Genomic DNA, 24,660 nt, shown 5'->3' with positions numbered 1-24,660 from the left:
TGAGATTATACCAGCTTAGGGTCCGGATGTACCCAGGGCTGCCGATACTGACGTTTCAGCAAAGCAGTAGCGTCCTTATCACCTACTATTTCGCGCTTCTTCGGATCGTATACAACCGGACGGCCCGTTTTCATAGAAATATTAGCTAACAAACAGCTGGCTGTAGAGATATGACCTTCCTGAATGTCGGCCACCGGGCGACTGCTCTTTTCGATAGCTGAAAGAAAATCAAGCATATGCAAACGAGTAGCCGGAGCGGCATTTAGTTCGATGCGTTCCTCTTTGAGATCTTCGGGGTACTTCTCCCGTTCGTATACGACATCCATATGAATCTTCTCCGCTTTTTTATCTACCGGTATAAAATCACAGCGCATGGTACTGCCCCAAAGGGTACCCTTCTCACCATACAGAGTAAATGACCAGGGGTACTCAGGATTGTTAGGAGTACCCCATGAGCGTTGTTGCCACACCGCATTCAGTCCGTCAAATTCAAAGATGGCTGACTGCGTATCAGGTATATTGGATTTTCCGCCGGTCTGTACGTAGATACCTCCGGTTGAGCTGATCTTTTTAGGCCAGCCCAGATCCAGCATCCAACGAACGGTATCCAACATATGTATACACATATCTCCCATAATTCCGTTTCCATACTCCTCGAAGGTACGCCACCAACGCAGGTGAGGCAATCCATCGTAAGGCCGCAGCGGAGCCGGTCCGGTCCACATCTCGTAGTCAAGGTGGGCGGGTACGGCCTGCACAGGCGGGTTGCCGTTATTACGCATGTGGTTATAGCAGCACATCTCCACGTGTGCAATTTTACCCAGTAGTCCGGCGTCTACGATATTCTTCTTGGCATCGATCAGGTGGGGAGTACTCTTGCGTTGGGTACCTACCTGTACCACCTTATTGTATTTGCGAGCCGCCGCTACCATTGCCTCCCCCTCCATCACATCTACACTGATTGGCTTCTGTACGTACACGTGTGAGCCGGCCTTCACGGCGTCGATCATCTGCAGGGCGTGCCAATGGTCGGGCGATCCGATCAGGACGATATCCATCTGGACATCGGCAAGCATCTTGCGGTAGTCGCCGTACAGGCGGGGCGTCTTGCCTGACTTCTGCCGCTCACTCACCAGTTTGGCGGCCCCATCCAGCATTTTCTTATCTACGTCACAGAGGGCCACTACCTCAACGGGGGCTACCTGCATGAGGCGGAACAGGTCACTTTTGCCGTACCACCCCGTACCGATCAGACCGACGCGGTAAGGTTGGGCAGGATTAATCAGATCCAAACCACGTTCACCAAAGGATGTAAGTGCAAGCGAAGCCGTAGCGCCTTGTATAAACTGGCGCCGGTTGATATTGAAGTTATGCATGGGGGTAAGGGGTTTATGCGGTTTCTGTCTTTGGTAAAAAGCGCAGCAAAGCCTTCAATTACTCCAATCAGTAATAGATAAATCCACCTGTACCGGCCTATATTCCTAAACAACTCTATTTTATCAGCCTACCAATTCTTTTTAATCTACCTATCAACCAGTTACCATCTACTGTCATTCCCAATAGCCTATAATAGACTGCCTCAGCTTTATCTCCATTTATAAAATAGTGGGAAAATTTTGTATTTAAAGTACCCCTATGATGAATATACCGTACGCTTTCCTGCCTTTATATATCAATCATCTCATCCTGTTCAACCCTTAATCACTCCTAATCAATTCTGACAACTCATGTTGACTTTCCTGATTATCCTGTTCGCCTTAGCTCTCATTATTATTTCCATCATCAAATTTGACATTCATCCTTTTCTGGCCCTTTTCGTGGGGGCCATTGTATACGGGCTTCTGGTCGGTATGCCCACGGACCTGATCATTAAATCTATTACCGAGGGGTTCGGTGGAGTACTTGGTAGCATCGGCTTATTGATCCTGCTTGGTGTAATCATTGGTACCTTTCTGGAGAAAACCGGCGGGGCTTTCGTCATAGCCCAGCGAATTCTCTCATGGATTGGCGAGAAATCAGTAATGCTGGCTATGATGGTGACGGGCTACATCCTGTCGATTCCGGTATTTGGTGATAGTGCCTTTATCATGATGAACCCCATCAATAAGTCTTTGTCGCATAAGGGTAAGCTTCCCTTTGCCGCCACTACCGTAGCTCTTACGCTGGGCATATCGGCTAGTCACTCGCTCGTACCTCCTACACCGGGACCTATCGCGGCAGCTGGAATCCTGGAAGCGGATCTGGGGATGATTATATTCTGGGGAATTATCGTAAGTTCTCTGGCGCTGGTACCCTGTTTCTTCTTTGTAAAGTACGCACTACGGAACATTCACCTCGAGCCTCAGTTTGCCGAGGTGGAAAAAACTACTGTAATCAAAAAGTACCCCTCGCTCGGTAAGTCATTTTTACCAATTATCATACCACTGCTACTGATCATACTGGCCTCCATAGCTAAGTACCCTACGCAGCCTTTGGGTGATAGCGCATTTACCCAACTGATCATGTTTCTGGGTACGCCGGTAATCGCTCTGCTCTTAGGAGCATTTCTTTCCTTCACACTTCCGGCAAAATTCGATGTAAAACTACTGTCATCTTCGGGATGGTTTGGTGAAGCCTTACTCATCGCTGCTCCGGTTATCCTGATTACGGGTGCGGGAGGTGTATTTGGAAAGATGCTCCAGAACTCAGGCATTGCTGATCTGGTTAGTACCAATCTGAATGGCGCCTCCTGGGGATTATTCCTGCCATTCCTGATGGCTCTTTCCCTCAAAACGGCACAGGGTTCCTCAACCGTAGCACTCATTACTACGGCATCTATTGTGGCTCCGTTGATGGCTACTCTTGGATTGGACTCAGAAATGATGCGGGTATTTACCGTATTGGCTATCGGGGCCGGAGCTATCGCCATCTCCCACGCTAATGATAGTTTCTTTTGGGCTATGACCCAGCTCACCGGCATGAACATCAAGCAGGGCAATCAGTCGCACAGCCTCGGTACACTGATCATGGCAGTTTCGGCTATCCTCATCATTTATACCTTGACTCTGTTCGTCTAACGCGATAGTAATAGTAGAATGCACATATAGTACCGGAATGGGTATCCATTCCGGTACTATATGGCAAATCAAAAATTCAGTAATCTTTTAGGGTCTGGGCCTTACATCACCAACAAAGGACGGTATAGCTCAGGATTTTTTGTTACTTCACCAATACCCCTTACCACCGCTCTTAGCGGATCCTCAGCCACGTGCACTGGTAGCTTCGTTTTCGCTCTCAACCGCTGATCCAATCCTCTCAAGAGGGCTCCTCCGCCTGTTAATTGAATCCCGTTGCTGTAGATATCAGACGCCAACTCCGGTGGCGTGTTTTCAAGGGCCTTCATAACCGCCTCTTCGATTTTGGCGATAGATTTATCCAGTGTATAGGCAATCTCGCTGTATGATATCTTGATCTCCTTAGGAATTCCGGTCATCAAATCGCGGCCGCGGATATCATAATCAGCCGGAGGATCTGTCAGTTCAGACAGGGCCGAACCTACTTCAATTTTTATCAACTCCGCCGAACGCTCCCCGATTAGCAGGTTATGCTCGCGACGCATATAATCAACAATATCACTAGTCAGTACATCACCGGCGGTGCGGATCGACTGCTCACAAACAATACCAGAAAGGGCCACTACAGCAATCTCGGTAGTACCTCCTCCGATGTCCACGATCATGGTACCGTTGGGCTGTGTGATATCAATACCAATACCCAGAGCCGCAGCCAGTGGTTCATATACCATAAATACTTCCTTAGCACCGGCATGCTCGCACGAATCTTTCACCGCCCGCTTTTCTACTTCAGTAATACCCGATGGGATAGAAACCACCATTCGATGCGAAGGAGAAAAAAATCGGCTATTGCCTCCAACCAATTTGACCAGACCACGGATCATTAACTCAGCCGCCGTAAAATCTGCAATCACTCCATCCTTCAAAGGACGAATGGTTCGGATATTTTCATTGGTCTTTTCGTGCATTTGCCGGGCCTGCTGGCCTATGGCTAACACTTTGTTTCCCACTTTATGGATAGCAATGATGGAAGGCTCGTCGACAACTATATCGCCGTTATGGTAGATTAACGTATTGGCCGTACCTAAATCAATGGCAATGTCACTGGATAAAAAATTGAAGAGTTTCATGAATTGAGTATGTCAATAAGTAAAAAAGTTACTAGTCCAACTGCACGAGATATGTCACCTATTGACAATAACGTAGTTTGTACTGAAATAGCCGAATCACTGCCAGCTACTTATCAGTAACATGCAAGTTATTTAGTAACCGGTTATACTTCTGCATTTTTAGGCCATTAATTTTTTTAACACGTAGTACTACCTACTCACACACAGGCTAAAAGGTGCTACTTTCGATGGATAAGCTATAATTACAATAATGTTTAAACGAAACTATTTTATCTCCTTCGGCCAAACCGCCGATCACTCCATTGACTATCTACTGGGAATTCTGGAAGATGTGCGGGTCACCACACTGCAGCGGGTAGCTGGTTGTACGACACAAGAGCTGGACTGGCAGTACCGCGAAGGCTGGAATACTATTGGGGCTCTGTTGTCACACATGACTGCACTTGACCACTACTTCCGGATCGAATTTATGGAAGGTCGGCCACTAACGGAGGAGGAAAACGAGAAATGGCTGCCAGCCCTGGACCTGGGGCCTCACTTACCTCAGCTCATCAAAAGCCAACCTCTGGAAGTATATGTGGATGAAATGGCGGAATCAAGGCTGTTGTTGATAGAGGCTATAAAGAAGCTCACTTTTGAAGAGTTTCAGAAGCGGATAGAGGGGTATGATCCGGAATCGGGCTGTAACCTGGCCTGGGTTCTATATCACATGGCCGAAGATGAATTACACCACCGGGGGCAGATATCTATTCTTAGGAAGCTGTTTAAGGAAACTATTTAATAAAGGATATGCCATTAGAAAAGCAAAGAGGTCAGCCCGATTCTACACCGGGCTGACCTCCGCATATTATCTGCAAAGTACTTTACTTGGCCGTCCAGCCACCATCAACGGTAAGCATTGAACCTACCATATAGTTGGAAGCGTCACTAGCCAGTAAGAGCGCCGCTCCCTGAATTTCTTTCAGTTCACCCCAGCGCGCTAGTGCCGTAGCTCCCACAATAAATTTGTTAGACTCTTCCGTACCGGCTATAGGTATGTTCATCTCGGTAAGGAAGGGACCGGGGCAAATGGCATTGACATTGATATTGAAAGGTGCTAGTTCCAGCGCCAGGGCCCGGGTCATCTGTACCACCGCTCCCTTACTGGCGGTATAGGGCGTACGGTTGGCCAGTCCCACCAGTCCCAGTGTACTGGCCAGGTTGATGATCTTACCGGAGCCACTCTTCTTCATAAAAGGCGTTACCGCACGGCAGCACAGCCAGGTACCATTGACATTGACATCCATTACTTTTTGGAAATCATCGGGAGTTACCTCATCGATGGCTCCCCGGATGTTGATCCCGGCGCTGTTGATAAGGATGTCTATCCGGCCAAACTCCTCCATTGCCTTTTGTGCCATGGCTTCGGTTTGTTCGCGGTTGCAGATATCGGCACTGAACGAAATAGCCCGGATGCCGTAGGTCTGGCTCAGTTCTTCGGCGGCTTTGGCACCATCGGCAGCGGTGCGGTTGACAAGCATGACATTGGCTCCGGCTGAGGCCAGTCCGGCGGCCATGGCCAATCCTAATCCCTTGGATCCTCCTGTGATGATTGCTGTTTTTCCTGTTAAGTCAAATAGTTTTATACCGGGTAGTGCTTCGTTACTCATGATGAGAGATTTAATGTAATGGGCTGTTTAGTTGATTGTTTATCGTAGCGCTAATTTATCTTTACTATACACCAGACACGACAAGATGTTCTGTTCTTCCTTCTCTAGTTTTCCTTCCGCCGTTAACTGCGACACTTTGGGCAACCCCTGGTTATACTTTTGCTGCTTAACCATGCGCAGCGTACGGGCCAACTCGGTAGTGGGTACCCCTTCAAACGTAGCCCAGTATTCATCCTTAAGACAAGGTATCTCCAGCGGGTCACGCGTAATCATTTCAAGGTTGAAGGTAACGTCAGGATTATGCTTCTTACACAGCTCCACGATCTTAGGCAGATCCAGTATGCCCTTACCCAGCGGCACCTCCGACAGCAGGAACCCATCGGAGTACTCATCCACGGCCATATCCTTGACGTGGGTACTTACTATGTAGGGTACCAGCGTTTGTACCACGACCATAGGGTCCTCTACCAGGGCTATGCTATTGCCGAAGTCCAGCGTTACCCCGATCCACTCGCTGTTGAGCTGTTTCAAGACCGCCGCCAGTTCATCGGCCCGCCAGTCCTTATGGTTTTCAACACCTAGCTTTACTTTATGCTTACGCAGCACGGGCTCAGCCAACTGCAGAGACGCTATTGACTTCTTCCTGAAATCCTGAAACTCCGCATTAGTCTTAAATGTCTCGTACCGTCTACCGCCCGAACATACGGTCCTGAGTATAGTAGCTCCGGCTTCTTTGGCACCTTTTACCTCTTGCTCAAAGGCGGCCACATCCGCGGCCGTTTTGGGCAGACCAATGGAACCTTCCAGATACAGGCCCGTTTTCTCCCGCTTGTCTCTTACTTTTTTGGCAAAATCAGTCGTCCAATCCTTGACACCTACCTGCACGCCACCCGCTCCGATACGCTGGCAGTGATCGATCAGATCAATGGCATTGGTAAAACCGGGGTAGCTCTGGCTGGGTACTTTAGAACCCCAGCGGGTCCAGTACGAATGGACTACTACGCCCATATTAGTACTCTTGAATAGCTCAGGCATATCCGGTATTGAAAAAGCCATGGCGCTTACCGAGGCTCCATATAAGAAACTTCTCCTGTCCATTTTAATAGGGTCAGGTTGTGAATGGCTGTTGTCTTTCATAGGTTCAGGATTGAAAGGGTGACGTTATTTTCCGGTAGAAGCCTGTAGCTTTTGTATGTACTCGTTAAGCTCGTTGACGGTCCAGGGTACTACTCTTCCCTGTGAGGTATTGCGGGTCATGCCCACGGTGCGTCGGCTCACGGGGCCGGCATTGTTGCCCCATTCGTTACGAATGTAGGTCAGAATAGAGGTTATGGTCGCATCATCCATAGTGGAATGAGCAGGCATCACCGGAAGTATGGCGGGAGCGTCGTACTTCTTCCCGGCTACTTCAAGCGGACCTTCCATCCCGTGCAGCACGATTAGGGCCAGGCGCTTGTCGTCACCGGTTACCCACTCGGAACCAATCAACGGCGGAGCGAAGCGGTTAAGTCCAGCGCCGTCGGTACCGTGGCAACCGGCACAGGTAGTCAGGTAATGCTGACGCCCCAGCGCAAACAGTTTCTGATCTTCTTCACTGAGTGGGTTCTTAACCTCATCAGCGCCTTTGGCAGCGCTATGTCCCGGCCACTCAAACATACCTGACAAGGTAGCCATACGAGCCTGACCTACCTCTGCTCCCAGGCGGGTAAAGATACCCGGAGCGGCTGCCAGTACGATGGGGCTCATCTTCCCGTTGCTGCCCTGAATAGCCATACCTGTAAGTACGGCCTTATCCTGCCAGCGCAGGGTACTCTTGTTTTCATCCAGCAAGGCGAGCAGGGCTGTCAGCTCCTTAGAATCTCGTTTACGAACAATAGCCGTAGTAAGCATCTCGAGGAATATCTCCTTGGCCGGCTCGTGGTTTTGCCAGCGGGGTGATTTCCATAGTTGCTGCATAAAAGCAAACTCCTGATTCTGCAGACTACTCATGACAGCATCACGAATCAGGGCTGTTTCGCCGTAGCGATCAGCAATACCCGCCAACAAAGGGTGCGACACACCCGGCTCAAGTACATTCGCTGAAAGTGCCATCTGGAGTACCTGCTCAATAGGGGCTTTCTCCCACTCCTGCATCAGTACCTTACTCAGCTTTTCTCGTACAGTTTTATCCGTGTGGGCAATGGGTTCAAGCAGACGCAGGGCCGTAGTCCGTACCAGCGGGTTCTGATCAGTAACCAGTTCCAGGAGCATATCCGGGTTGCTCAGCTTGAGACCATCCAGGGTCCACAGCGCGTGGAAGCGCCCCAGTTGATTATCGCCCTTACGGGCCAGTTCAATGAGTGATTTTTTAACGCTATTGTCATTACGCCCAACCAGCAGTCGCTGGGCGGCGTCGCGGTACCAGCCGTCTGCATGTGATAGGTAGCCTACAAGTTCTTTGGAGGTAGCGGCCGATAGTTTCTTAGGCCTCGAAGGTTTCCAGCCTTCCGGTACTACCCGCCAGATCCTACCCCGATTAACAGGATGTACCAGCTTACGGGTGATGGTCTGCTCACGCAGGTAAGGCGTGATGTACGCCCCGTGCTGCACCAGTCCGCGGTACATGTCTGCTACGTACAAGGCTCCATCGGGACCAGTAGCCATGTGTACCGGACGGAATCGCTCGTCGGTAGAGGCCAGAAATTCTTTACCGGGATGCGGATCGTGAGCCGTCAGGATAAGACCTTTGTCCTCAACTACATTGCGCTTGACCAGGTTACCAGAGGGCTCGCACACAAAGGCATTACCGTAATATTCCGCGGGTAGAGCTTTACCCCGATAGTAGAGGGGCGAGCAGGCGGCAGTAAATTCCTGTAGTCGTCCCTGCTCATCCAGCGTACCGGGTATGTAACCACGATTCACCGCCGGATTGGGACGGATCGGATAAATTCTCCGATCTACCGTCAGGCCATGGTCTATACCCGTAGTAGGCGTGTGATTCTTGTTACGTGAAAGGTAGTTAGGCGGTACCAAGTCAGCATGTAGCTGCGACCAGTTGTAGTTGTAGTACAGGCGGCCCTCATCGTCGTGGCTGATGCCCCACTGTCCCCGGAACTCGGTGCTGTCACGCTCCCACTTCCCCTCTACCAGACGGTAGCGCAAGCGTGACTTTACGTTGTAGTACCAGTTATCCATACTCCGCCATAGTCCGTTACCCGAGTGTTCAGGTAAGGCGCCTCCGGCGTAGTCTTTATCGATCAGTACTTTGGAGTCAGCTTTAAGGTCACCGTTCAGGTCCTGGGTCAGCCAGAGGGCTTCGTTCTCACACACCAGGGCCCCGCCCGGTATCAGGGCCAGCGCCCGTGGCAATACCAGGCTGTCCAGGTAGATGGTACTCTTGTCCATCTTACCGTCTGCGTTGGTATCTTCCAGTACGGATACGCGTCCTACCGGATCTTTTTCACCCTTGCCGTCGATATCCGGCATAAAGCCGCGCATCTCTACTACCCACAACCGTCCATCCTCATCGAAGGTAAGTACCACGGGATCCTGTACCATGGGTTCGGAGGCCACGAGTTGTACCTTCAGGCCTTTTTCAACCTGAAAGGTAACTAACTCCTGAGCCGGAGTGAGAGCGGGTGAAGGTCCTTCATCGGCTTTATTACGGCTGCCGTAATTAACAAAACAGCCGATCAGGCCCATCAGACCAGACCCTAACAATACAACACGATACATACGCTTAAGCATGGAGACTACATTTACTAGATGCCAGGGGTACTGTACTTATTCAGCTAAATGACTTTCGGTACACGGTGATCAAACGATCTTTGGGTCCGGGTGCTTGTACGGCTGACGGTACTGACGCGCCAGCATTTTGGTAGCCTCCGCATCACCCACTACAATACGCTTCTGTGGGTCATATACCATGGGTCGGCCCGTCTGCATAGACATGTTCGCCAGAATACAGCTAGCAGTAGAGATATGGCCTTCCTGAATGTCAGCAATAGGACGGCTATTGTTCTCTATAGCTGCCAGGAAATCCAGCATGTGCAAACGGGTGGCCGGAGCGGCGTTCAGCTCGATACGCTCTTCGGTCAGATCCTCCGGATACTTCTCTTTCTCATACACGACATCCTTATGGATGCGTTTGCCATCTTTATCTGCCGGTATGAAGTCATACTGCATAGTACTGCCCCAGAGGGTACCTTTCTCACCATACAGCGTGAATGACCAGGGGTATTCTGGGTTATTAGGAGTACCCCATGAGCGGTGCTGCCATACCGCGTTGAGTCCGTCAAATTCAAAGACCGCCGACTGCGTATCAGGGATGTTAGACTTACCGCCGGTCTGTACGTAGATACCTCCAGTTGAAGAGACCTTCTTAGGCCAGCCCAATCCCAGCATCCAGCGAACAGTATCGAGCATGTGTACGCACATATCTCCCATAATACCATTGCCGTACTCCTGGAAGGTACGCCACCAGCGGATATGCGGGAGCCCGTCGTAAGGACGCATCGGCGCGGGTCCGGTCCACATTTCGTAATCAAGGAAAGCGGGAACGGCCTCCACGGGAGGATTGCCATTGGCCCGCATCGGGAAGTAGCAGCACATCTCTACGTGCGATATTTTACCCAGCAGTCCGGTGTCTACAATGTTTTTCTTGGCGTCGATCAGGTGGGGTGTGCTCTTGCGTTGGGTACCTACCTGTACCACTTTATTGTACTTGCGTGCGGCAGCTACCATGGCTTCACCTTCCAGTACATCCACACTGATAGGCTTTTGTACGTATACGTGCGAGCCGGCCTTCACGGCGTCGATCATCTGCAGGGCGTGCCAGTGGTCTGGCGAACCAATCAGTACAATGTCCATCTGATTGTCGGCGAGCATCTTACGGTAGTCGCCGTACAGGCGGGGTGTCTTACCCGACTTCTGACGCTGACTCACCAGCTTACCGGCTTCATTAAGCATATTTTTGTCCACGTCACAGAGGGCCACTACCTCAACGGGGGCTACCTGGATGAGGCGAAAAAGGTCACTCTTGCCGTACCAACCTGTACCGATCAGACCGACGCGATACGGCTTGGCGGGGTTGATAAGATCCATACCCTGGGCGCCAAAAGCGGTAAGGGCAAGTGTCGCCGTGGCTCCCTGAAGAAACTGACGGCGATTGATATTGAAGGTATGCATGCGTATGGTACGATTAAGAAGTAGTAGAACAGTACTACTGTAGCTTTGAATAAGTTAAGTTTCAACAGAGAATAAAGCTTAACCTACCCAACAAATACTCCTAAACCTTCAATAAATATTGCTATACCTTTTCTTTATGGGTACGTTAACGATCCATAGCTACCTACTTGTTGAATTAGCCCCTCCGGTAGTAGTCCAAAAACCGGCAACGGGTTACTCGAGTACCTTACTTATGGCCAGGGCTACATCGGTACTAACAGCGGGTAGCTCTATAACTAAAGAAGTCCCCTTTACCTCCACTTTCCACTCCATCCGGAGACGAGCTTCGCGGGTATCCCAGCCTACTACGGTGTAGGTACCTACTTCCATCGCCGGTATCTGTATGGTTACGGGTATGGGGGTGGCTTGCGGGTTGATCATTCCGTCTTTCCGCAAAGTATCAGTTCGTAGGAGCCACACCACTGCCTGCTCACCATCGACACTGCCAAATACAGAAAGCCCCGAGGTACTTACTTGTATCTGATCACTGATATTCCGGCGGTTGAAACGGCTCCACCTGATTAATTGGCAAAACTGCGCCAGACTATGCTGCGCCCGGCGCATACCGTGCGTCAGTGTATGCGGGTGGCGATTAGGCCAGCGCATACCGCCGCCGGCCGCACCGGATGCCAGGTGTGCCCACTGGATATGGGAGAAGTATTCGTCATCAAAAGGTTCGGGCAGGGTCACGTGCTTGTCCTTGAACAGATGGATGGGTCCGTGCTCGCTGTCGAAGAAGGGACGAGTATCCGGTACATGCTCCAGCGCCTCTTTGACCAGCCGTCCGGTAGCGATGGCTGAGCCTACTGTATTTTTGGGGTTGTTGATGGTACCGGCATCGTAAAAATGGGTACTGGCAAAGTCCAGGTCGGGGTGACGGAATATCACATCAGCTACCTGAGGGTGGTCATCTAGCACCGGCCCGTACAGCGACACCGTCTGCAGGTGCGAACGACCGTACAGCCGCTCTTCGGTACTACGCAGGTGGTGGCTTAGCTCTCTGACAAAATCGAAAAATACATCCGTGCTGTTGTTGGCGTGGGCGGGGTGTATTTCATTCCAAAGATCCCAGGCAAATATGACGCCGCTGCCTCCCCAGCGCTCTGTTACGTAGGTAAGTCTGTTCTTTATGAAATTCAAGGTGTCAGGACACAGTAACCAGCGCGACCGCCGGCTGCAGGTACCGCCGTTCTTGCGGTTGTAGGGGTGGTGCTTCCATCGGATCCACATCCAGAAGGTATCGAAGGGAGTCAGCAGTACCCGAATGCCGTACTTTACACACAGCCCAAACAGGTCATCCTACAGCCTGACCATATTGGGAGCAAAGGTACCGGCCGGACGCTCGAAGTACCGGTGCTCGGTATGGGAGTACTCCAGCATAAAGCGTAGGCAGGTGACGTTGTGCTCGGCCAGCCAGGCCAGATGCCCCTCCACCTGTTTGAGATCTTTCCGACGAAACAGGTTGGCAAAGTCCGGCCAGGTAATAGCGTCATTTTGCCCGATGGGCGACCAGTCCTCTCCCAGATCAGTTATAAAATAGGGAGCGTGCGGGGCCCGCTGTATCCACGGCAGATCACTGTTGCTCTTTATCTTTGGACTCGGTTCCAATCCTCTTTCAGGCTCTGCCTTTGTACTTTTTACTGTATTAGCAGGTGTATTATAATGCTGATTGTTTTCCTCTCGTAATTCCATTAGTCACTCCTTTCTTTACTCCTTCCAAGCGGTCCTGTCGTACCCTATACTATACTAATTATGGGTAGGCAGCTCCTGCTCCTGCTGCCATTACTGAACCTCTATATACATATATGGTTTTGGGTTGATGCAAAAAATCTTCTCTAAGGTTTTAAGAAGTCTTGATAAACCAAGTAGTAAATATTTTGCCTGGGGTTTAGCCTCCCTTCAACTTTACCCGGAGCTCATTCAGTAGTTGTACCGTTACCGGTTTGGTGACGAAATCGGTCACACAGGTATAGTCTTCTACTTTTAATTTATCGGCCGGGTTGATGGATGAGGTCAAAACGATCACCTTCGTATCCGGGAAAGCGGAGAGGTACTTACGGGTAAAAACATCCAGGAGTTCCAGCCCATCCATGATGGGCATAACCAGATCAATGAATAAGATTTCAGGATAGATTGAAGTAGTACCTATCATATGTAGCAGCTGATCATAAAAATCCAATACCTGCTGCGCACTGTTAGCGATGAGCGCCTGATTGGCAAAAGCGGCTTTGTTGTTTACGAGGTTGAAGAGCGACAGCGCAGTCTTGTCATCATCCACGTAAAGTACCTGATTGATCATTAGGCTATAAATGGTTTTATTCCCTGAACGTAAGGATGAATATATTACCTACATCAACCTGACTTTCCACTTCCATACTTCCCCCTAACGATACAATCTGTGATTTTATGAGATACAAGCCCAATCCTTTACTTTCCGGTCCTCCATGAAAGCATTGGTATAGCCCAAATAGTAAGCTCTTCCTTTGCACTTTCTGGATCGTTAATCCTGCTGGCATCAATTAATTGGCCCATTATACTTGTGCGGCCAGGCAACCCTTTAGCGATTTAAGTACGGCAGTAGCTCCCTGAAAAAGGTTTCGTTACAAAATAGAATGTACTCCTCTCCCCCAGAGTAGCGCCACCGGGTGGTAGGGAAAAGTACAATATGAAGAATAGGAGGATGCTTCTTCCTCAGCAGCAGAAATTTCTGTCGGCAGGTATTCCAAGTTACCTTCGGTTTCAGTATTTTTGGTGTTCGTAATGTATAGCTAGTAAACCCCATGAACGAATACCACTCCTCTTTGCATTTACCCATTAAGTTTATACTGTCTCTGGCGGGTCTTTTCCTGATCATCCGAATGGTATGCTGGTTGCAGAATATTCACCTGCACGCGATGGCTCCTATCGTAGATGGCTATATTCTTTTTGTAGCAGGTCTGCTATTGGCCCACTACATCGACGACTACTTCGGCTGGATTCCGAAGGTCAGTAAGAAGTAGGCTTGAGGTACCTGGTTGGTACCTCTTCGGTCAGCCACACTCTGTTGGCTGACTTGTAGAACGTGTACCCATCCCGGTACATCTGTCCGGCCAGTACCGTAAATACATAAGGCTTACCGTGGCGCCTCCCTACGCTGACGGCCGTCTCTACATCCGGACTCAGATGTACATGGTGGCGCTTCTGCCTGGTTAGTCCCTGTACCTGGATGGAGTCAACGGCCCGGATAGTGGTACCGTGGTACAGGAAGTCCGGTGGTACCTGGACCATGTACCCCAACTCCACCTGTACGGAGTGCCCCTGATTAGCACGTATCTTTTCCCCTGTCTCACTGAAGGCAAACCGCTATTTATTGTTCGTTTCTACCACCTCTTGAAGTACTTCCAGGCTTAGCTTTATACCGGCCGCCCCGGCCTTACTGATTAGTTCCTGCATATCTGTCCAGCCGTTCTCATCCAGCCTGATTCCGATCTTTTCCGGGTGGTGCCTGAGCTCCAGGCTCAAAAACTTACTGATTCGTATAGGGTCTTCGTTGCTGAGCATACAAGTATGGCTGCCTGGTCATCTGGTATAAGTCAGTAGGTTAACTCCACCAGTTATAGATTGGATTATCCTTTGAGGCTATTTTTTAGTTATCTATTCTAGATATCAGATGCAAAGCTTTTGCTAGATATGCTTTCCATTTAATACCCTTTTGCTGATATTTACATACACTTCATTCCTCATTCTTAATGTCAAAAGCGGTAAAAGTACTTTTCTATGACCTGGAAACGACGGGCTTGCACCCGAGCAAGCATGGCATTCACCAGCTTTCGGGCCGTCTTTACATTAACTGGAAACTCGTCAAGGAATTTAACTGCCACGTCAGACCCTTTGAAGGGGATGAGATTGATGATTACTCACTAAAGATAGCCGGCAAAACGCGGGCCGACCTCGCCAATGAGCACCATGTGCACCCGCACCTGGTATACCGCGCCTTGCTCAAGACTCTCAACACCTACTGCGACCGCTTCGATAAGCAGGACAAGTACTTCCTGGCTGGCTACAACAACGCCAGCTTTGACAATCCCTTTCTGCGGAATTTTTTCGAAAAAAATGATGACAAGTACTTTGGCTCCTACTTCTGGTCCAGCCCGATCGACTGCTTCATACTGGCCTCCCAGGCACTGATGGCCCGGCGTCACCTTATGGCCGACTTCAAGCTCAGTACCGTAGCTCAGGAGATGGGTATCCCGGTAGATGAATCCAAACTACACGATGCTCTCTACGATCTGGATTTGACCATTGCCTTGTACAGCCAGATCACAGGCGTTAAGCTTTCTAATGAACTGGTGGGGCAACGTAGTTGATTCACGTCTCCAATCATGTCTATTATTTTTACTCAAAATTAAGAATACCCCCCTCTGCCGTCTAATCAACCCACTCAATTCCTATTGATCTTAACTATATGCATCAGAAAGGGTGCTGCTAGTCCAGTGTGAAGATACATTCTCTACAAAATCATTCACTGCCTGGTCATAGCTATTCCTTCTTCATAACATCTAATATTTGGTAGATCAGGTAGCTCTTTGCTATCTGTCTGCTCCTGCTATTTTCCTGTATAAGGACCACTTAATAAATATTTACACCATATCAGTTACATAAATGCTGTAAGTGCAAGATATTTAGTAACTTAGGTGTACTTTCCGAATCAACCCTCCCCTCCAGCTCCTGCACCTACCTCATGTAAGATGCGGCTGAGTTTCCCTGCTGTCACCTGTTCATTTTACTCAACTCTATATTATATGAAAAGGATCATTACCTGCAGTGACGGTACCTGGAACATGCCCGGCGACACCTATAAAGGTCAGGTCGTGCGTACCAATGTCCAGAAGATCTTTGAGGCCATCTGTAATGTAGCGCATGATGGTACGCCCCAGCTCAAGTACTACGACGAGGGGGTCGGTGTGTTTGGCAACAGGTTGAAGAAGCTAATCGACGGGGCTACCGGCGGTGGACTGGACCGGAATATCCTGGATGCCTACAAGTTTATCTGCTGGAACTACGCCCAGGGAGATGAGATCTACCTATTCGGATTTAGCCGTGGGGCTTATACCTCCCGCAGTCTGGCTGGCCTCATCCGCACCTCCGGCCTGGTCAGGAACAACGACCTCCTGCTCATCAAAAGAGCCTACGAGATTTACCGCGACCGCACCAATCCGGGTATGCATCCCGAAGGAGACATCGCTACGGAGTTTCGGGCAAAGTACTGCCAGCCGGATGTCCGTATCAAATTCATAGGCGTATGGGATACGGTAGGCTCACTGGGTATACCCATCCCGTTTCTGGGCAGTAAGAAGAAGTACGAGTTCCATGATACCACGCTCAGTAGCTCAATCGACTACGCCTATCAGGCCCTGGCGGTGGACGAGAAGAGGAAAAGCTTTCAGCCTACGATATGGCAGCAAAGCAATAGTGTCAAACAACAAAAGATCTCCCAGGTGCTGGAGCAGATGTGGTTTCCGGGGGTGCACTCAAACATTGGGGGTGGGTATCCCGAAGAGGGACTGAGTGACATAGCCCTGCAGTGGCTGGCAGACAAAGCCAGAGCAACGGGACTGGACTTTGAGGAAGAATACCTTCGGAAAAACGTGAATCCCGCTTCCAACAAAGAGCTTTATAACTCTTTTGTAGCTCCTTTCTCCTGGCTGGGCGAGTATAACCGACACGTCATGCAGGACCTCTATACCAATGAGGCTATTCATGAGTCCGTCTATGAGCGAATGGAACGAGTAGATGATTACCGCCCGGTGAACATCAAAAAGAAGGAGCCCAATCAGCCCCAGGAAAAGACGCCGTAGGTTTCAGGACCCCAGACTCCCTCCTCTATTTTATACATATTCTGATACATCTACTTTCATCCTCTAACCCTACCTGTATGAGAAGACTTCTATTATTGTGCTATATATGCCTGATAGCCGGTAACGCCTTCGGCCAGAACAGGGAAGCCCACTTTTATAGGGATCAGCTTGTAGAATTTGACCAGTGGCTGTCTACTACACATATTTCAGATAATCTTAAGATTGATAGTGTATCGTACCAGCAGGAGGGAGATACACTGGTACTACTATTACGCTCTGGCTATAAGACCATCGACTCCCTCTCGACATCCTGGAATAGCGTAGACAACCAACTGCTGGAAAGACTTACCTCACTGGTCGAGTTGCTCCACCAGCAGGGCTCTTTTCTGTTTGATCTGCCTCCGGGGCTTCTCCGGATTGAGGTGCAGGGAAGTGGGGGCCAACCGTTCAGCGAAATATATTTTACGGAGGAAGTGAAGTACAAGAACCTGTCTGTCATGAGTGGGAAGCCCATTATAATACCAGCACAGGAGCTACATTTACCCTCGTTTAAGAGAATTCCACTCCCTGGGAAGCCACTGGTCAAGGCGGTCACCCAGACACTGGCCCGCGAGCTTAAGCGGTACTACAGCAGCAAGCCCTCGTCCTGGTTTTATAGTGTGCAGGTAGATACGACCCGTACCTTCTACAACTCGCTCATATACCGTGTTACCTGCCTCAAAAATGAAATAACCAATGACAACTACTTCGAATCCATCGAGCTTACGGTGGATGTAGCCCAGCAGGCGAAGAGTACGGTCGAGGTTAGGCTCACCATCAGGGGTAAGTACAGCGGAGGCCTGCTCTGCCCCGAACAACGCGATAAGTTTTACTACAGCATGGATGGCAAGTACGATGGTAATGTCAACCTGTACGCCAGCGTGATGGAACGAAGAATAGAGGAATGGCTATCTAAATAAACTCATACCCATGCTAGTTAGTCAACTTCAACAGCGCATTGCCCGGCAGATAGTACTGGGATATTTGTCCCTCATTATACTGACCATTATACTGTACTCTTTTGCAGGAATCATTGATGATGAACTCACCTCATTGCTCACCACGCTTTCTGCTATCTCTGCTTTGTACGTTGCCCCATTATTCCAGTTTTTTAGTCAGAACCTGAGAAATACAGAAGTCGAAGTACCCATACCGGTATCCCCTGCCTTACAGGGTTCCAATAATCTGGCGGTTCGACTGATCAAGCTGGTTATACCTGCCCATTTTGTCCTCGTCGGGATACTCATCTTTATCAAATCTCTGAACATCATCAGCTTCAAGGAGATGAACATCTTTCTCGGCTTCATCGAGACCACCTTTGGTAGCTACATGAGCTTTGTGATCGTTGCCTTATTTAAACTTGAAAAACATGAAAGCTAACCTTTACCTCATCGCCATACTTCTGCTACTGAGCCTTCTGACCCAGGCTCAATCCGCAGAAGATTACTTTGCCTCCGGTCTTGATAAAAAAGACAGAAAAGCCTACTCAGAAGCCCTCAAAGACTTTTCACAAGTTATTGAACTTACCCCCGAAGATGCGCTGGCCTACATGTACCGGGGAGCATGCTACTTGATGTTAGATAAACCGGAGGAGGCCCTAGCGGATCTCACTAAATCTATAGCCTTGAACCCAGACTATGCCGAGACATATAACTACCGGGGGCAGTGTCTGTATAAGCTGGACAAAGCTCAGGAGGCTATACTGGACTACACAAAGGCCATTGAGCTTGAACTGGATTTTGCCGACCCCTATACCAACCGGGGACGTAGTCTGTTTAAGGTTGAGAAGTATCAGGATGCACTGCATGACTACAACATAGCCATCACCTTAGAACCCGAACGAGCGGACGTGTACATCTATCGTGGAGATTGTCTGGCAAAGCTAAAACACTACCAGGAAGCTATTCATGATTATAAGCGAGCCATTGAGTTACAGCCTGACCTTTCAGAAGCCAAAGCCCGCCTCGATCAATTACAGGAAGAAGAGGCCAACCGTCCCATACCAAAGTTCTGGATAGTAGCCGTCGGTATTGATACCTACTTGTCAAAGAATCTTAACCCTCTAAATTCTTCCGTTACAAATATCTTTAAGTTCAGGGACATCTTCCTATCAGCTAACCTTTCTAAACGAGCGCAGATTGAGACATTAGCCAACAAGAACGCCAATAGAGAAAAGATCCTAAGTACCATTAAAAATAAGCTGTGCGACCCTAAACAGGTAAGTCCAGATGACATTATCATTTTCTACTTCGTAGGTCACGGCACCATATTGGATGAGAATAGCTTTGGCGTATGTCCCTATGACTATCAAAAGGCAAACAAGCTCATCAGTGAAGCCGAAATTGTCAATCAGCTACAGACCAGCCCCGCCAGGACCAGGCTTTGTCTGATCGAATCCTGCAAGTCAAAAATCATAACTATGGGATCATCTATATCTCAGGAGGCATTAGAACAGTTTAATGAACGTCGTAAACAATATAACGCCACAACCGTAGTACTTACCTCCACCAAGGTGGGCGAGCCATCCTACGAAGACCACACGCTGGGTGGTTACTTTTCGTATTTTCTGCAGCAGGGGCTGCAGGGGAAAGCAGATGGCTACGGGACCAACCAAAAAGATAAATTTGTCTCCACCCGAGAACTGTACCTGTACGTCAAAGACAAGGTACTCGAAGAATCCGGCGGAGAACAGGAGCCCCAGATCAACCTGCCGGCCTTCGAAGCAGATATACCCATTATTCCCGTTATCGAATAGGCCTATTTGAGGAGTGTGCGCCACAGCGGAGTACACTCCATGGTATCAGACCCGAGTCACAGTATCATCTCCATACGCCGCTGATCAGGTACATCCGGGTGGGTCTGCCGGTGCTTCCATTGATTTTCCTGTTCGAACAGCTACATACACATCTATCTCCTGCTAGCCTGGCACAGCTTCATACTGAGTTTAGAAAACTCCTAAATTATGTACCCTACCGATTCCTCCGCCCTTTCTTTGAACAGGAAGTAAGAGGTGTACCCGATCAGTACATCAATCGTAGAATTATTGAACTAGCCAATCAGTCGACGAGGGTTCCTTATAGATTTTTAGATAATGAGATAGAACTGAATGACGATTGGGCAATATACCTACAACAACATCAGGCAATCCTGCAAGGGTTTATACAGTGGCATCTATTTAAGTTTCTGCAAAAGCATAATCCAAATGTAGTAGGTCTATCCGAGAAGCTGGAAAAGCCCGGAGTAAGAGTATTAAGCAGGGCGAATAAGTTCTGGAAGGAATATCTTAAATCTAACCCTTATCTACCATGCATTTATTCTACGCAGATAATTACTTCTGATAATTTCAGCCTGGATCATTTCTTACCGTGGTCCTTCGTAGCACATGATCAGCTTTGGAATATAATTCCTACGCCCAAGTCTGTGAACTCTGCCAAAAGTGATTGGCTTCCTTCGGTTGATCTATATCTTGATCAGTATGCCACCTTACAGTACAACGCATTTTAATACCACGCCCACCAAAGAAATCACCAGCTTCTAGAAGATTATTATATTCTCTTTGCCCAAAGCTTGTCCTCCATTAAGGAACAATCCTATGCATGGTTCAAGGAGCAATTGGAACGGATAGTCATACCACAGGTACAGACGGCAAAGAACTTAGGTTTTTCATATCCCTATGTATATGGAGGTACTAGCAATTATATTTAAAGAAAATACTAGACACTTATTTTACCACCAATATTTTACCACCAAAACAAAAAAGCCCAAACCTTTCGGTTTGAGCTTTGAAGAGCCCCCAGTCGGGATCGAACCAACGACCTACTGATTACAAGTCAGTTGCTCTACCAGCTGAGCTATGGAGGTGTTTGATACATATTATTGATACACAACCGCTTACGGTTTAATCATTTTATCATCTATTCTCGAATAGAGATTCTATTGATGATTTCATGTATCAAATTATGTATCAAATTTCGAAGAGAACTACTCATGAAAATCGCAAAACCAACCTTCGTTGTCACCCTGGATACTCGTCGTTCCAAATCAGATGGTACCTATCCACTCAAACTAAGAGTTACTCACAACAACATAAGAAGGTACTACTCGATCGGTGTTGACCTGACCGAAGAACAATTTGAAAAACTCAAATCCCCCAAACTTCGTGATGAAGAGTTGAAACTAATTAAGGGTAAGATCAAAGGATTTGAAGTAAAAGCAGAGACAGTGTTCAAGGAGATGACTGTTTTCACATTCACAGATTTCGAAAAAAGGTACTTCCCAAAGAAAGAAGAACCTAAGAAATCGGATGTATATGGTATATTGGAAGACTATATCAAGAAGTTACATAATGAAGATCGTATCTCAACCGCTGAGTCCTACACATCCACCCTACGATCATTAAGATCCTATAAATCCAAACTTTCTTTTGAAGATGTAACACCTACATTTCTAACTCATTATGAGAAGCATATGTTATCAAAAGGGAGAACCTCAACTACTGTCGGTATCTATCTTCGAAGTCTGAGAACCATCTACAATATAGCGATTGATTCAGGTATCATTGGTAAGGACTCCTACCCTTTCAGAAAGAACAAGTTTTCCATACCTGCAGGTCGTAATATCAAGAAAGCACTAACTATCAATGAGATAGAAAAGATCTTCAACTACGAGACGAAAGGAGGTTCTTCCGAAAACTGGTCAAAAGATCTATGGATCTTCTCGTATTTATGCAATGGACTCAACTTCAAAGACATCGCACGTTTACGTTACGAGAATATAGATGGTGACCGCTTGACTATACACAGAGCAAAGACGAAGTTAACAACTAAGTCGAATCAAAAACCCATTGTAATCTACCTAACTGATCACGCAAAGCAGATCATACAGAAGTGGGGTAACAAACCTGAAACACCAGGTACTTATATCTTTAACATTCTCCACTCACAGGTATCACCTGAACGTGAAAGAAAGTTGGTACAACAACTAATCAAATTAGTAAACAAGTACATGAGCAGAATTGGGAAAACTCTTGATATATCAAAACCTATATCAACGTACTCAGCTCGTCATTCATTTAGTACGGTACTGAAACGCAGTGGAGCTCCTACGGAATTCATATCAGAGAGTTTAGGTCACAGTAGTCTCAGTACGACCGAAGCATACTTGGATAGTTTTGAAGATGATGTGAAGAAGCAGTATGCTAGTTTACTGACATCTTTTGACAAAAAGAGATAAAACATATTTCAATATTTATTTTTCAATTTAAATCTGTAACGTGATTAAAAGTTACTACATAAAGCTAATTTCACTTAGTGCTTAAAAAGTTTATAGTATATACAGTAGTTATTTGAAGTTTTAGATCAAATTATCATTTGATTTAATCTAAGACTTCAAATATTTCAAATTCCATAAACCCCGTTTGTATATTATCTACATGAACTCCATTGATTAGCCCACCTTCGAATTCTTTTAATTCAATTACCACAAAAACACCATCATCCACTTTTTTTATTAAAATATCTTTTCTTGACTTCATTAAAGTTGGTTTATAAATAAAACCAAAATTTTTTAGAATATGATCTAAGTCACTTCTATATTTATGTATAGGAATTCCACTAAAGGAAGCTCGTCCTATTTTAATACTTTCAGGTGACCAGAAAGTAAGCATATAATACTCGCCAGTAATTTCATTTGTGTAGGTTACGTACCTATAATTCTGAAAATTTACTTCATTAGTCACATTCCAAGGTTTACTTATAGATTTAACGTCTTTGGAAAAGTGTCCCATTCCTAAAAAAACTACCTACGTACGAAAACCCAGTTTCATAGTCGTTCAGAGAATAGTTTGCAGTACTCTTAAATAACTCTTTATAATTATCAGCAGTTATATCATCGATGCTTATTTCCTTTTTGCATCCAAAAAACGAAATGGGTATAAATATTATTAAAAAAAGTATTTTAAGGATTTTCATATAATTATGGGAATTGCTTTCAAATAGGTAGATATGCTATCACTTATAGTTAATAGTTTGTATATTATAGATTATAATGTTGTTGAAGTTACTGCTTTTTTTCATTACTATCAGACTTGATAAAATAATAGATTACTGCTGCTACTAACCCTAAAAAAAAAAAGTAAAATTGCCTTCTCCATCGTTATATAATAATGCCAATAAAAAACAAAAACCAATTGCTGCTAATATTGCAATTGAAATATAAATGATTTTTGATGTGTCCATGATTGATATATTATAGTACAATTGCTGTAAAATATATGTTTTATATCTAAACCATTGATTATGAAATTTGTACCTTCTAAAAAAACAAGTGCAGCAATCATTTATATGAACAAAATGAATTGCCCTACTGCTCGTCCGACACCTGTAGTATTATCAACAAACCCTCTTGTAAAGTTTGACCATACAACTATAATAAATAGCGTTGCGTTAACTTTAACGATAGTACTTGCTGTTTTACTCATTCTTTATACATAGTTTAAATTTAATTTACAGTCCAACTTTGAGCAGTTCTATAGAATTTAGTTAAATATTTGGTGTCCTGACCTACTGGATAGCCGAACCTTAATATATGTAATTTATCATTTTTTACAAGTTGGTAACTTAGCTGGATTGCTGTTTGACCAGAAGGAGTAGTTAATTGATATGATAAAGCTATTACTTTGTTTCCGTTAATGTTTTGTAACCCATTTTTAATTAGTTTCACAGTTGATAAAAGTTGATCCTCTAATGCTTCTTGTACTTCGAGGTTAGTAGCATCGTTATAATTGTTTATTACAGCTGGTGAATAGGGTTGTGAGTTATCTACTGAAACAACAACTGCTGCTCCCAAACCATCCACTGCTTTGTGACTAGTGAGCCTTCCTAAAGTAGATGATTCTGTAAAACCATTGGGAATTTCAACCTTTAATTTGTTAATGTTGTCTGTATACATATACTGACCGTATGAAGTATTATTATACGTGACAAGTATGATGAACAGCAACCTCACCCTTAGAGTTAGTTTCATTTATAATAAGATTGAGTGATATTCAACTATTTGAAGTTCAAGCTACTAATGTTCGTTCAATGTTTTATCCTTTTAGTTGAAATCTTATCTAACGGTTCAACTAATTAGGAGTAAAGTCTTTGTAAGTAACTAGTAAATAGATGTTGGGTATAAGTAAGTAGAAGAAATCTAACCTAGTTCTTTTCATCCCCCCTATTGCTTTACCTATAATTAGGTCCCCCCAACACTAATACAGTACAGTCTACTATATATGTATGAGTGTAACTCTTGCCGATCAACACGCCCCCATTAATGCAGTGTTGGGTGTAACCCCCTGTTTTCAAATCCATTATATCTAAATATTACATACAGGGAGTCTGACAGCACATGGTCAAATTATTCACATTTAACTTTTACTACCATGTTACAAGTCACAAACTACGTAAAGCGTACCACCAAAGAAGGGAATGAGTACTTTGCACTCGAACTCACTTCTGATGACCCAGAGATGGTACTTTCCAAGTCGGGTAACTACTACATCACTACTCGTAAGTGTTACATGAGTTCCACTTTATCAGAACCAGTTTGTAAAGCAATGATTGGTAAACAGTTTCCAGGTTCTATTTCTAGGGTGGAATGTGAACCTTATGAGTTTACTGTATATTCCGGAGTAAACTGAGCCACTATTTCGGTACAAACTGAGCCAGCATTTCGGAGCAAATTGAGCCACTTGGGATGTTTGATT

At 46.6% G+C, this 24,660-nt stretch carries 22 protein-coding genes, 1 tRNA gene and 1 pseudogene; 11 read left to right on the top strand and 13 right to left on the bottom strand.

The genetic code is table 11. The features are described from left to right. Positions 1 to 5 precede the first annotated feature (5 nt). Positions 6 to 1,376 (bottom strand): Gfo/Idh/MocA family protein, encoded by a 1,371-nt coding sequence (locus JUB14_RS27335; RefSeq protein WP_207510054.1) that lies wholly within the window; start codon positions 1,374 to 1,376, stop codon positions 6 to 8. Positions 1,377 to 1,727: 351 nt separating this feature from the next. On the opposite strand from JUB14_RS27335, the gene JUB14_RS27330 reads away from it, so the two are divergent. After that, positions 1,728 to 3,056, top strand: a complete 1,329-nt coding sequence (locus tag JUB14_RS27330; protein ID WP_207510053.1) for a GntP family permease — start codon at positions 1,728 to 1,730, stop codon at positions 3,054 to 3,056. Positions 3,057 to 3,157: 101 nt separating this feature from the next. Here the strand turns inward: JUB14_RS27330 and JUB14_RS27325 are convergent, their stop codons facing one another. Beyond that, a complete protein-coding gene (locus JUB14_RS27325; protein WP_207510052.1) occupies positions 3,158 to 4,183 on the bottom strand; it encodes a rod shape-determining protein in 1,026 nt (341 codons plus the stop codon). 250 nt (positions 4,184 to 4,433) lie between these two features. Here JUB14_RS27325 and JUB14_RS27320 point away from each other — a divergent pair, with 250 nt between their 5' ends. Next, on the top strand, positions 4,434 to 4,964 hold the full coding sequence (locus JUB14_RS27320) for a DinB family protein (RefSeq protein ID WP_207510051.1): 531 nt from the start codon (positions 4,434 to 4,436) through the stop codon (positions 4,962 to 4,964). An 82-nt stretch (positions 4,965 to 5,046) separates the two neighbouring features. On the opposite strand, the gene JUB14_RS27315 is transcribed toward JUB14_RS27320, so the two are convergent. The 7 genes from JUB14_RS27315 to JUB14_RS27285 all read right to left on the bottom strand — a co-directional run bounded on the left by JUB14_RS27315 (position 5,047) and on the right by JUB14_RS27285 (position 13,336). Then, on the bottom strand, positions 5,047 to 5,832 hold the full coding sequence (locus JUB14_RS27315) for an SDR family NAD(P)-dependent oxidoreductase (RefSeq protein WP_207510050.1): 786 nt from the start codon (positions 5,830 to 5,832) through the stop codon (positions 5,047 to 5,049). 39 nt (positions 5,833 to 5,871) lie between these two features. Beyond that, positions 5,872 to 6,930, bottom strand: coding sequence for a sugar phosphate isomerase/epimerase family protein (locus tag JUB14_RS27310; RefSeq protein WP_207510065.1), 1,059 nt, complete (start codon positions 6,928 to 6,930; stop codon positions 5,872 to 5,874). 63 nt (positions 6,931 to 6,993) lie between these two features. After that, the gene (locus JUB14_RS27305; RefSeq protein ID WP_229368375.1) at positions 6,994 to 9,546 is read right to left on the bottom strand and encodes a DUF7133 domain-containing protein; all 2,553 of its coding nucleotides are present in this window, start codon (positions 9,544 to 9,546) and stop codon (positions 6,994 to 6,996) included. Positions 9,547 to 9,627: 81 nt separating this feature from the next. After that, complete coding sequence (locus JUB14_RS27300; RefSeq protein WP_207510048.1) at positions 9,628 to 10,998, bottom strand: Gfo/Idh/MocA family oxidoreductase; 1,371 nt, start codon at positions 10,996 to 10,998, stop codon at positions 9,628 to 9,630. Between the two features lie 213 nt (positions 10,999 to 11,211). Then, a complete protein-coding gene (locus JUB14_RS27295; protein WP_207510047.1) occupies positions 11,212 to 12,267 on the bottom strand; it encodes a glycoside hydrolase 5 family protein in 1,056 nt (351 codons plus the stop codon). A 69-nt stretch (positions 12,268 to 12,336) separates the two neighbouring features. After that, the gene (locus JUB14_RS27290) at positions 12,337 to 12,729 is read right to left on the bottom strand and encodes a hypothetical protein (protein WP_207510046.1); all 393 of its coding nucleotides are present in this window, start codon (positions 12,727 to 12,729) and stop codon (positions 12,337 to 12,339) included. A 196-nt stretch (positions 12,730 to 12,925) separates the two neighbouring features. Continuing rightward, positions 12,926 to 13,336 carry a response regulator gene (locus tag JUB14_RS27285; protein WP_207510045.1) on the bottom strand — a complete coding sequence of 137 codons (411 nt, stop codon included), beginning with the start codon at positions 13,334 to 13,336 and terminating at the stop codon, positions 12,926 to 12,928. Between the two features lie 481 nt (positions 13,337 to 13,817). On the opposite strand from JUB14_RS27285, the gene JUB14_RS27280 reads away from it, so the two are divergent. Next, positions 13,818 to 14,036, top strand: coding sequence for a hypothetical protein (locus tag JUB14_RS27280; protein WP_207510044.1), 219 nt, complete (start codon positions 13,818 to 13,820; stop codon positions 14,034 to 14,036). Here the strand turns inward: JUB14_RS27280 and JUB14_RS27275 are convergent. After that, positions 14,023 to 14,577, bottom strand: a pseudogene (locus tag JUB14_RS27275) (RNA 2'-phosphotransferase). The gene JUB14_RS27280 and the pseudogene JUB14_RS27275 overlap by 14 nt on opposite strands. A 188-nt stretch (positions 14,578 to 14,765) precedes the next feature. Between JUB14_RS27275 and JUB14_RS27270 the strand changes: the two are divergent. From JUB14_RS27270 to JUB14_RS28220, 6 genes are all read left to right on the top strand, one after another. Next, the gene (locus JUB14_RS27270) at positions 14,766 to 15,383 is read left to right on the top strand and encodes a 3'-5' exonuclease (protein WP_207510043.1); all 618 of its coding nucleotides are present in this window, start codon (positions 14,766 to 14,768) and stop codon (positions 15,381 to 15,383) included. A 435-nt stretch (positions 15,384 to 15,818) separates the two neighbouring features. Beyond that, positions 15,819 to 16,874: a T6SS phospholipase effector Tle1-like catalytic domain-containing protein gene (locus JUB14_RS27265; RefSeq protein WP_207510042.1), complete on the top strand. Its 1,056-nt coding sequence runs from the start codon at positions 15,819 to 15,821 to the stop codon at positions 16,872 to 16,874. Between the two features lie 77 nt (positions 16,875 to 16,951). Next, complete coding sequence (locus JUB14_RS27260; RefSeq protein WP_207510041.1) at positions 16,952 to 17,833, top strand: hypothetical protein; 882 nt, start codon at positions 16,952 to 16,954, stop codon at positions 17,831 to 17,833. Between the two features lie 10 nt (positions 17,834 to 17,843). Further along, positions 17,844 to 18,293 carry a hypothetical protein gene (locus JUB14_RS27255; RefSeq protein ID WP_207510040.1) on the top strand — a complete coding sequence of 150 codons (450 nt, stop codon included), beginning with the start codon at positions 17,844 to 17,846 and terminating at the stop codon, positions 18,291 to 18,293. Next, positions 18,283 to 19,668: a tetratricopeptide repeat protein gene (locus tag JUB14_RS27250; protein ID WP_207510039.1), complete on the top strand. Its 1,386-nt coding sequence runs from the start codon at positions 18,283 to 18,285 to the stop codon at positions 19,666 to 19,668. The genes JUB14_RS27255 and JUB14_RS27250 overlap by 11 nt, the downstream gene beginning before the upstream one ends. Positions 19,669 to 19,766: 98 nt before the next feature. Further along, the gene (locus JUB14_RS28220) at positions 19,767 to 20,417 is read left to right on the top strand and encodes an HNH endonuclease domain-containing protein (protein WP_374757837.1); all 651 of its coding nucleotides are present in this window, start codon (positions 19,767 to 19,769) and stop codon (positions 20,415 to 20,417) included. A 284-nt stretch (positions 20,418 to 20,701) separates the two neighbouring features. On the opposite strand, the gene JUB14_RS27240 is transcribed toward JUB14_RS28220, so the two are convergent. Next, positions 20,702 to 20,773 (bottom strand) — tRNA-Thr (locus JUB14_RS27240). Between the two features lie 127 nt (positions 20,774 to 20,900). On the opposite strand from JUB14_RS27240, the gene JUB14_RS27235 reads away from it, so the two are divergent. Beyond that, positions 20,901 to 22,145, top strand: coding sequence for a site-specific integrase (locus JUB14_RS27235; protein WP_207510037.1), 1,245 nt, complete (start codon positions 20,901 to 20,903; stop codon positions 22,143 to 22,145). Between the two features lie 142 nt (positions 22,146 to 22,287). Here the strand turns inward: JUB14_RS27235 and JUB14_RS27230 are convergent, their stop codons facing one another. Then, the gene (locus JUB14_RS27230; RefSeq protein ID WP_207510036.1) at positions 22,288 to 22,698 is read right to left on the bottom strand and encodes a hypothetical protein; all 411 of its coding nucleotides are present in this window, start codon (positions 22,696 to 22,698) and stop codon (positions 22,288 to 22,290) included. A 511-nt stretch (positions 22,699 to 23,209) separates the two neighbouring features. Between JUB14_RS27230 and JUB14_RS27225 the strand changes: the two genes are divergently transcribed. Then, a complete protein-coding gene (locus tag JUB14_RS27225) occupies positions 23,210 to 23,404 on the top strand; it encodes a hypothetical protein (protein WP_207510035.1) in 195 nt (64 codons plus the stop codon). A 7-nt stretch (positions 23,405 to 23,411) separates the two neighbouring features. Here the strand turns inward: JUB14_RS27225 and JUB14_RS27220 are convergent, their stop codons facing one another. Continuing rightward, positions 23,412 to 23,861 carry a PsbP-related protein gene (locus JUB14_RS27220; RefSeq protein ID WP_207510034.1) on the bottom strand — a complete coding sequence of 150 codons (450 nt, stop codon included), beginning with the start codon at positions 23,859 to 23,861 and terminating at the stop codon, positions 23,412 to 23,414. Between the last annotated feature and the right edge of the window lie 799 nt (positions 23,862 to 24,660).

The sequence above is a fragment of the Telluribacter humicola genome (assembly GCF_017355935.1).
Classification (GTDB): Bacteria; Bacteroidota; Bacteroidia; order Cytophagales; family Spirosomataceae; genus Telluribacter; species Telluribacter humicola.
Note: the sequence above shows the minus strand (reverse complement) of the source record. Positions and strands in the feature narration are given on the sequence as shown.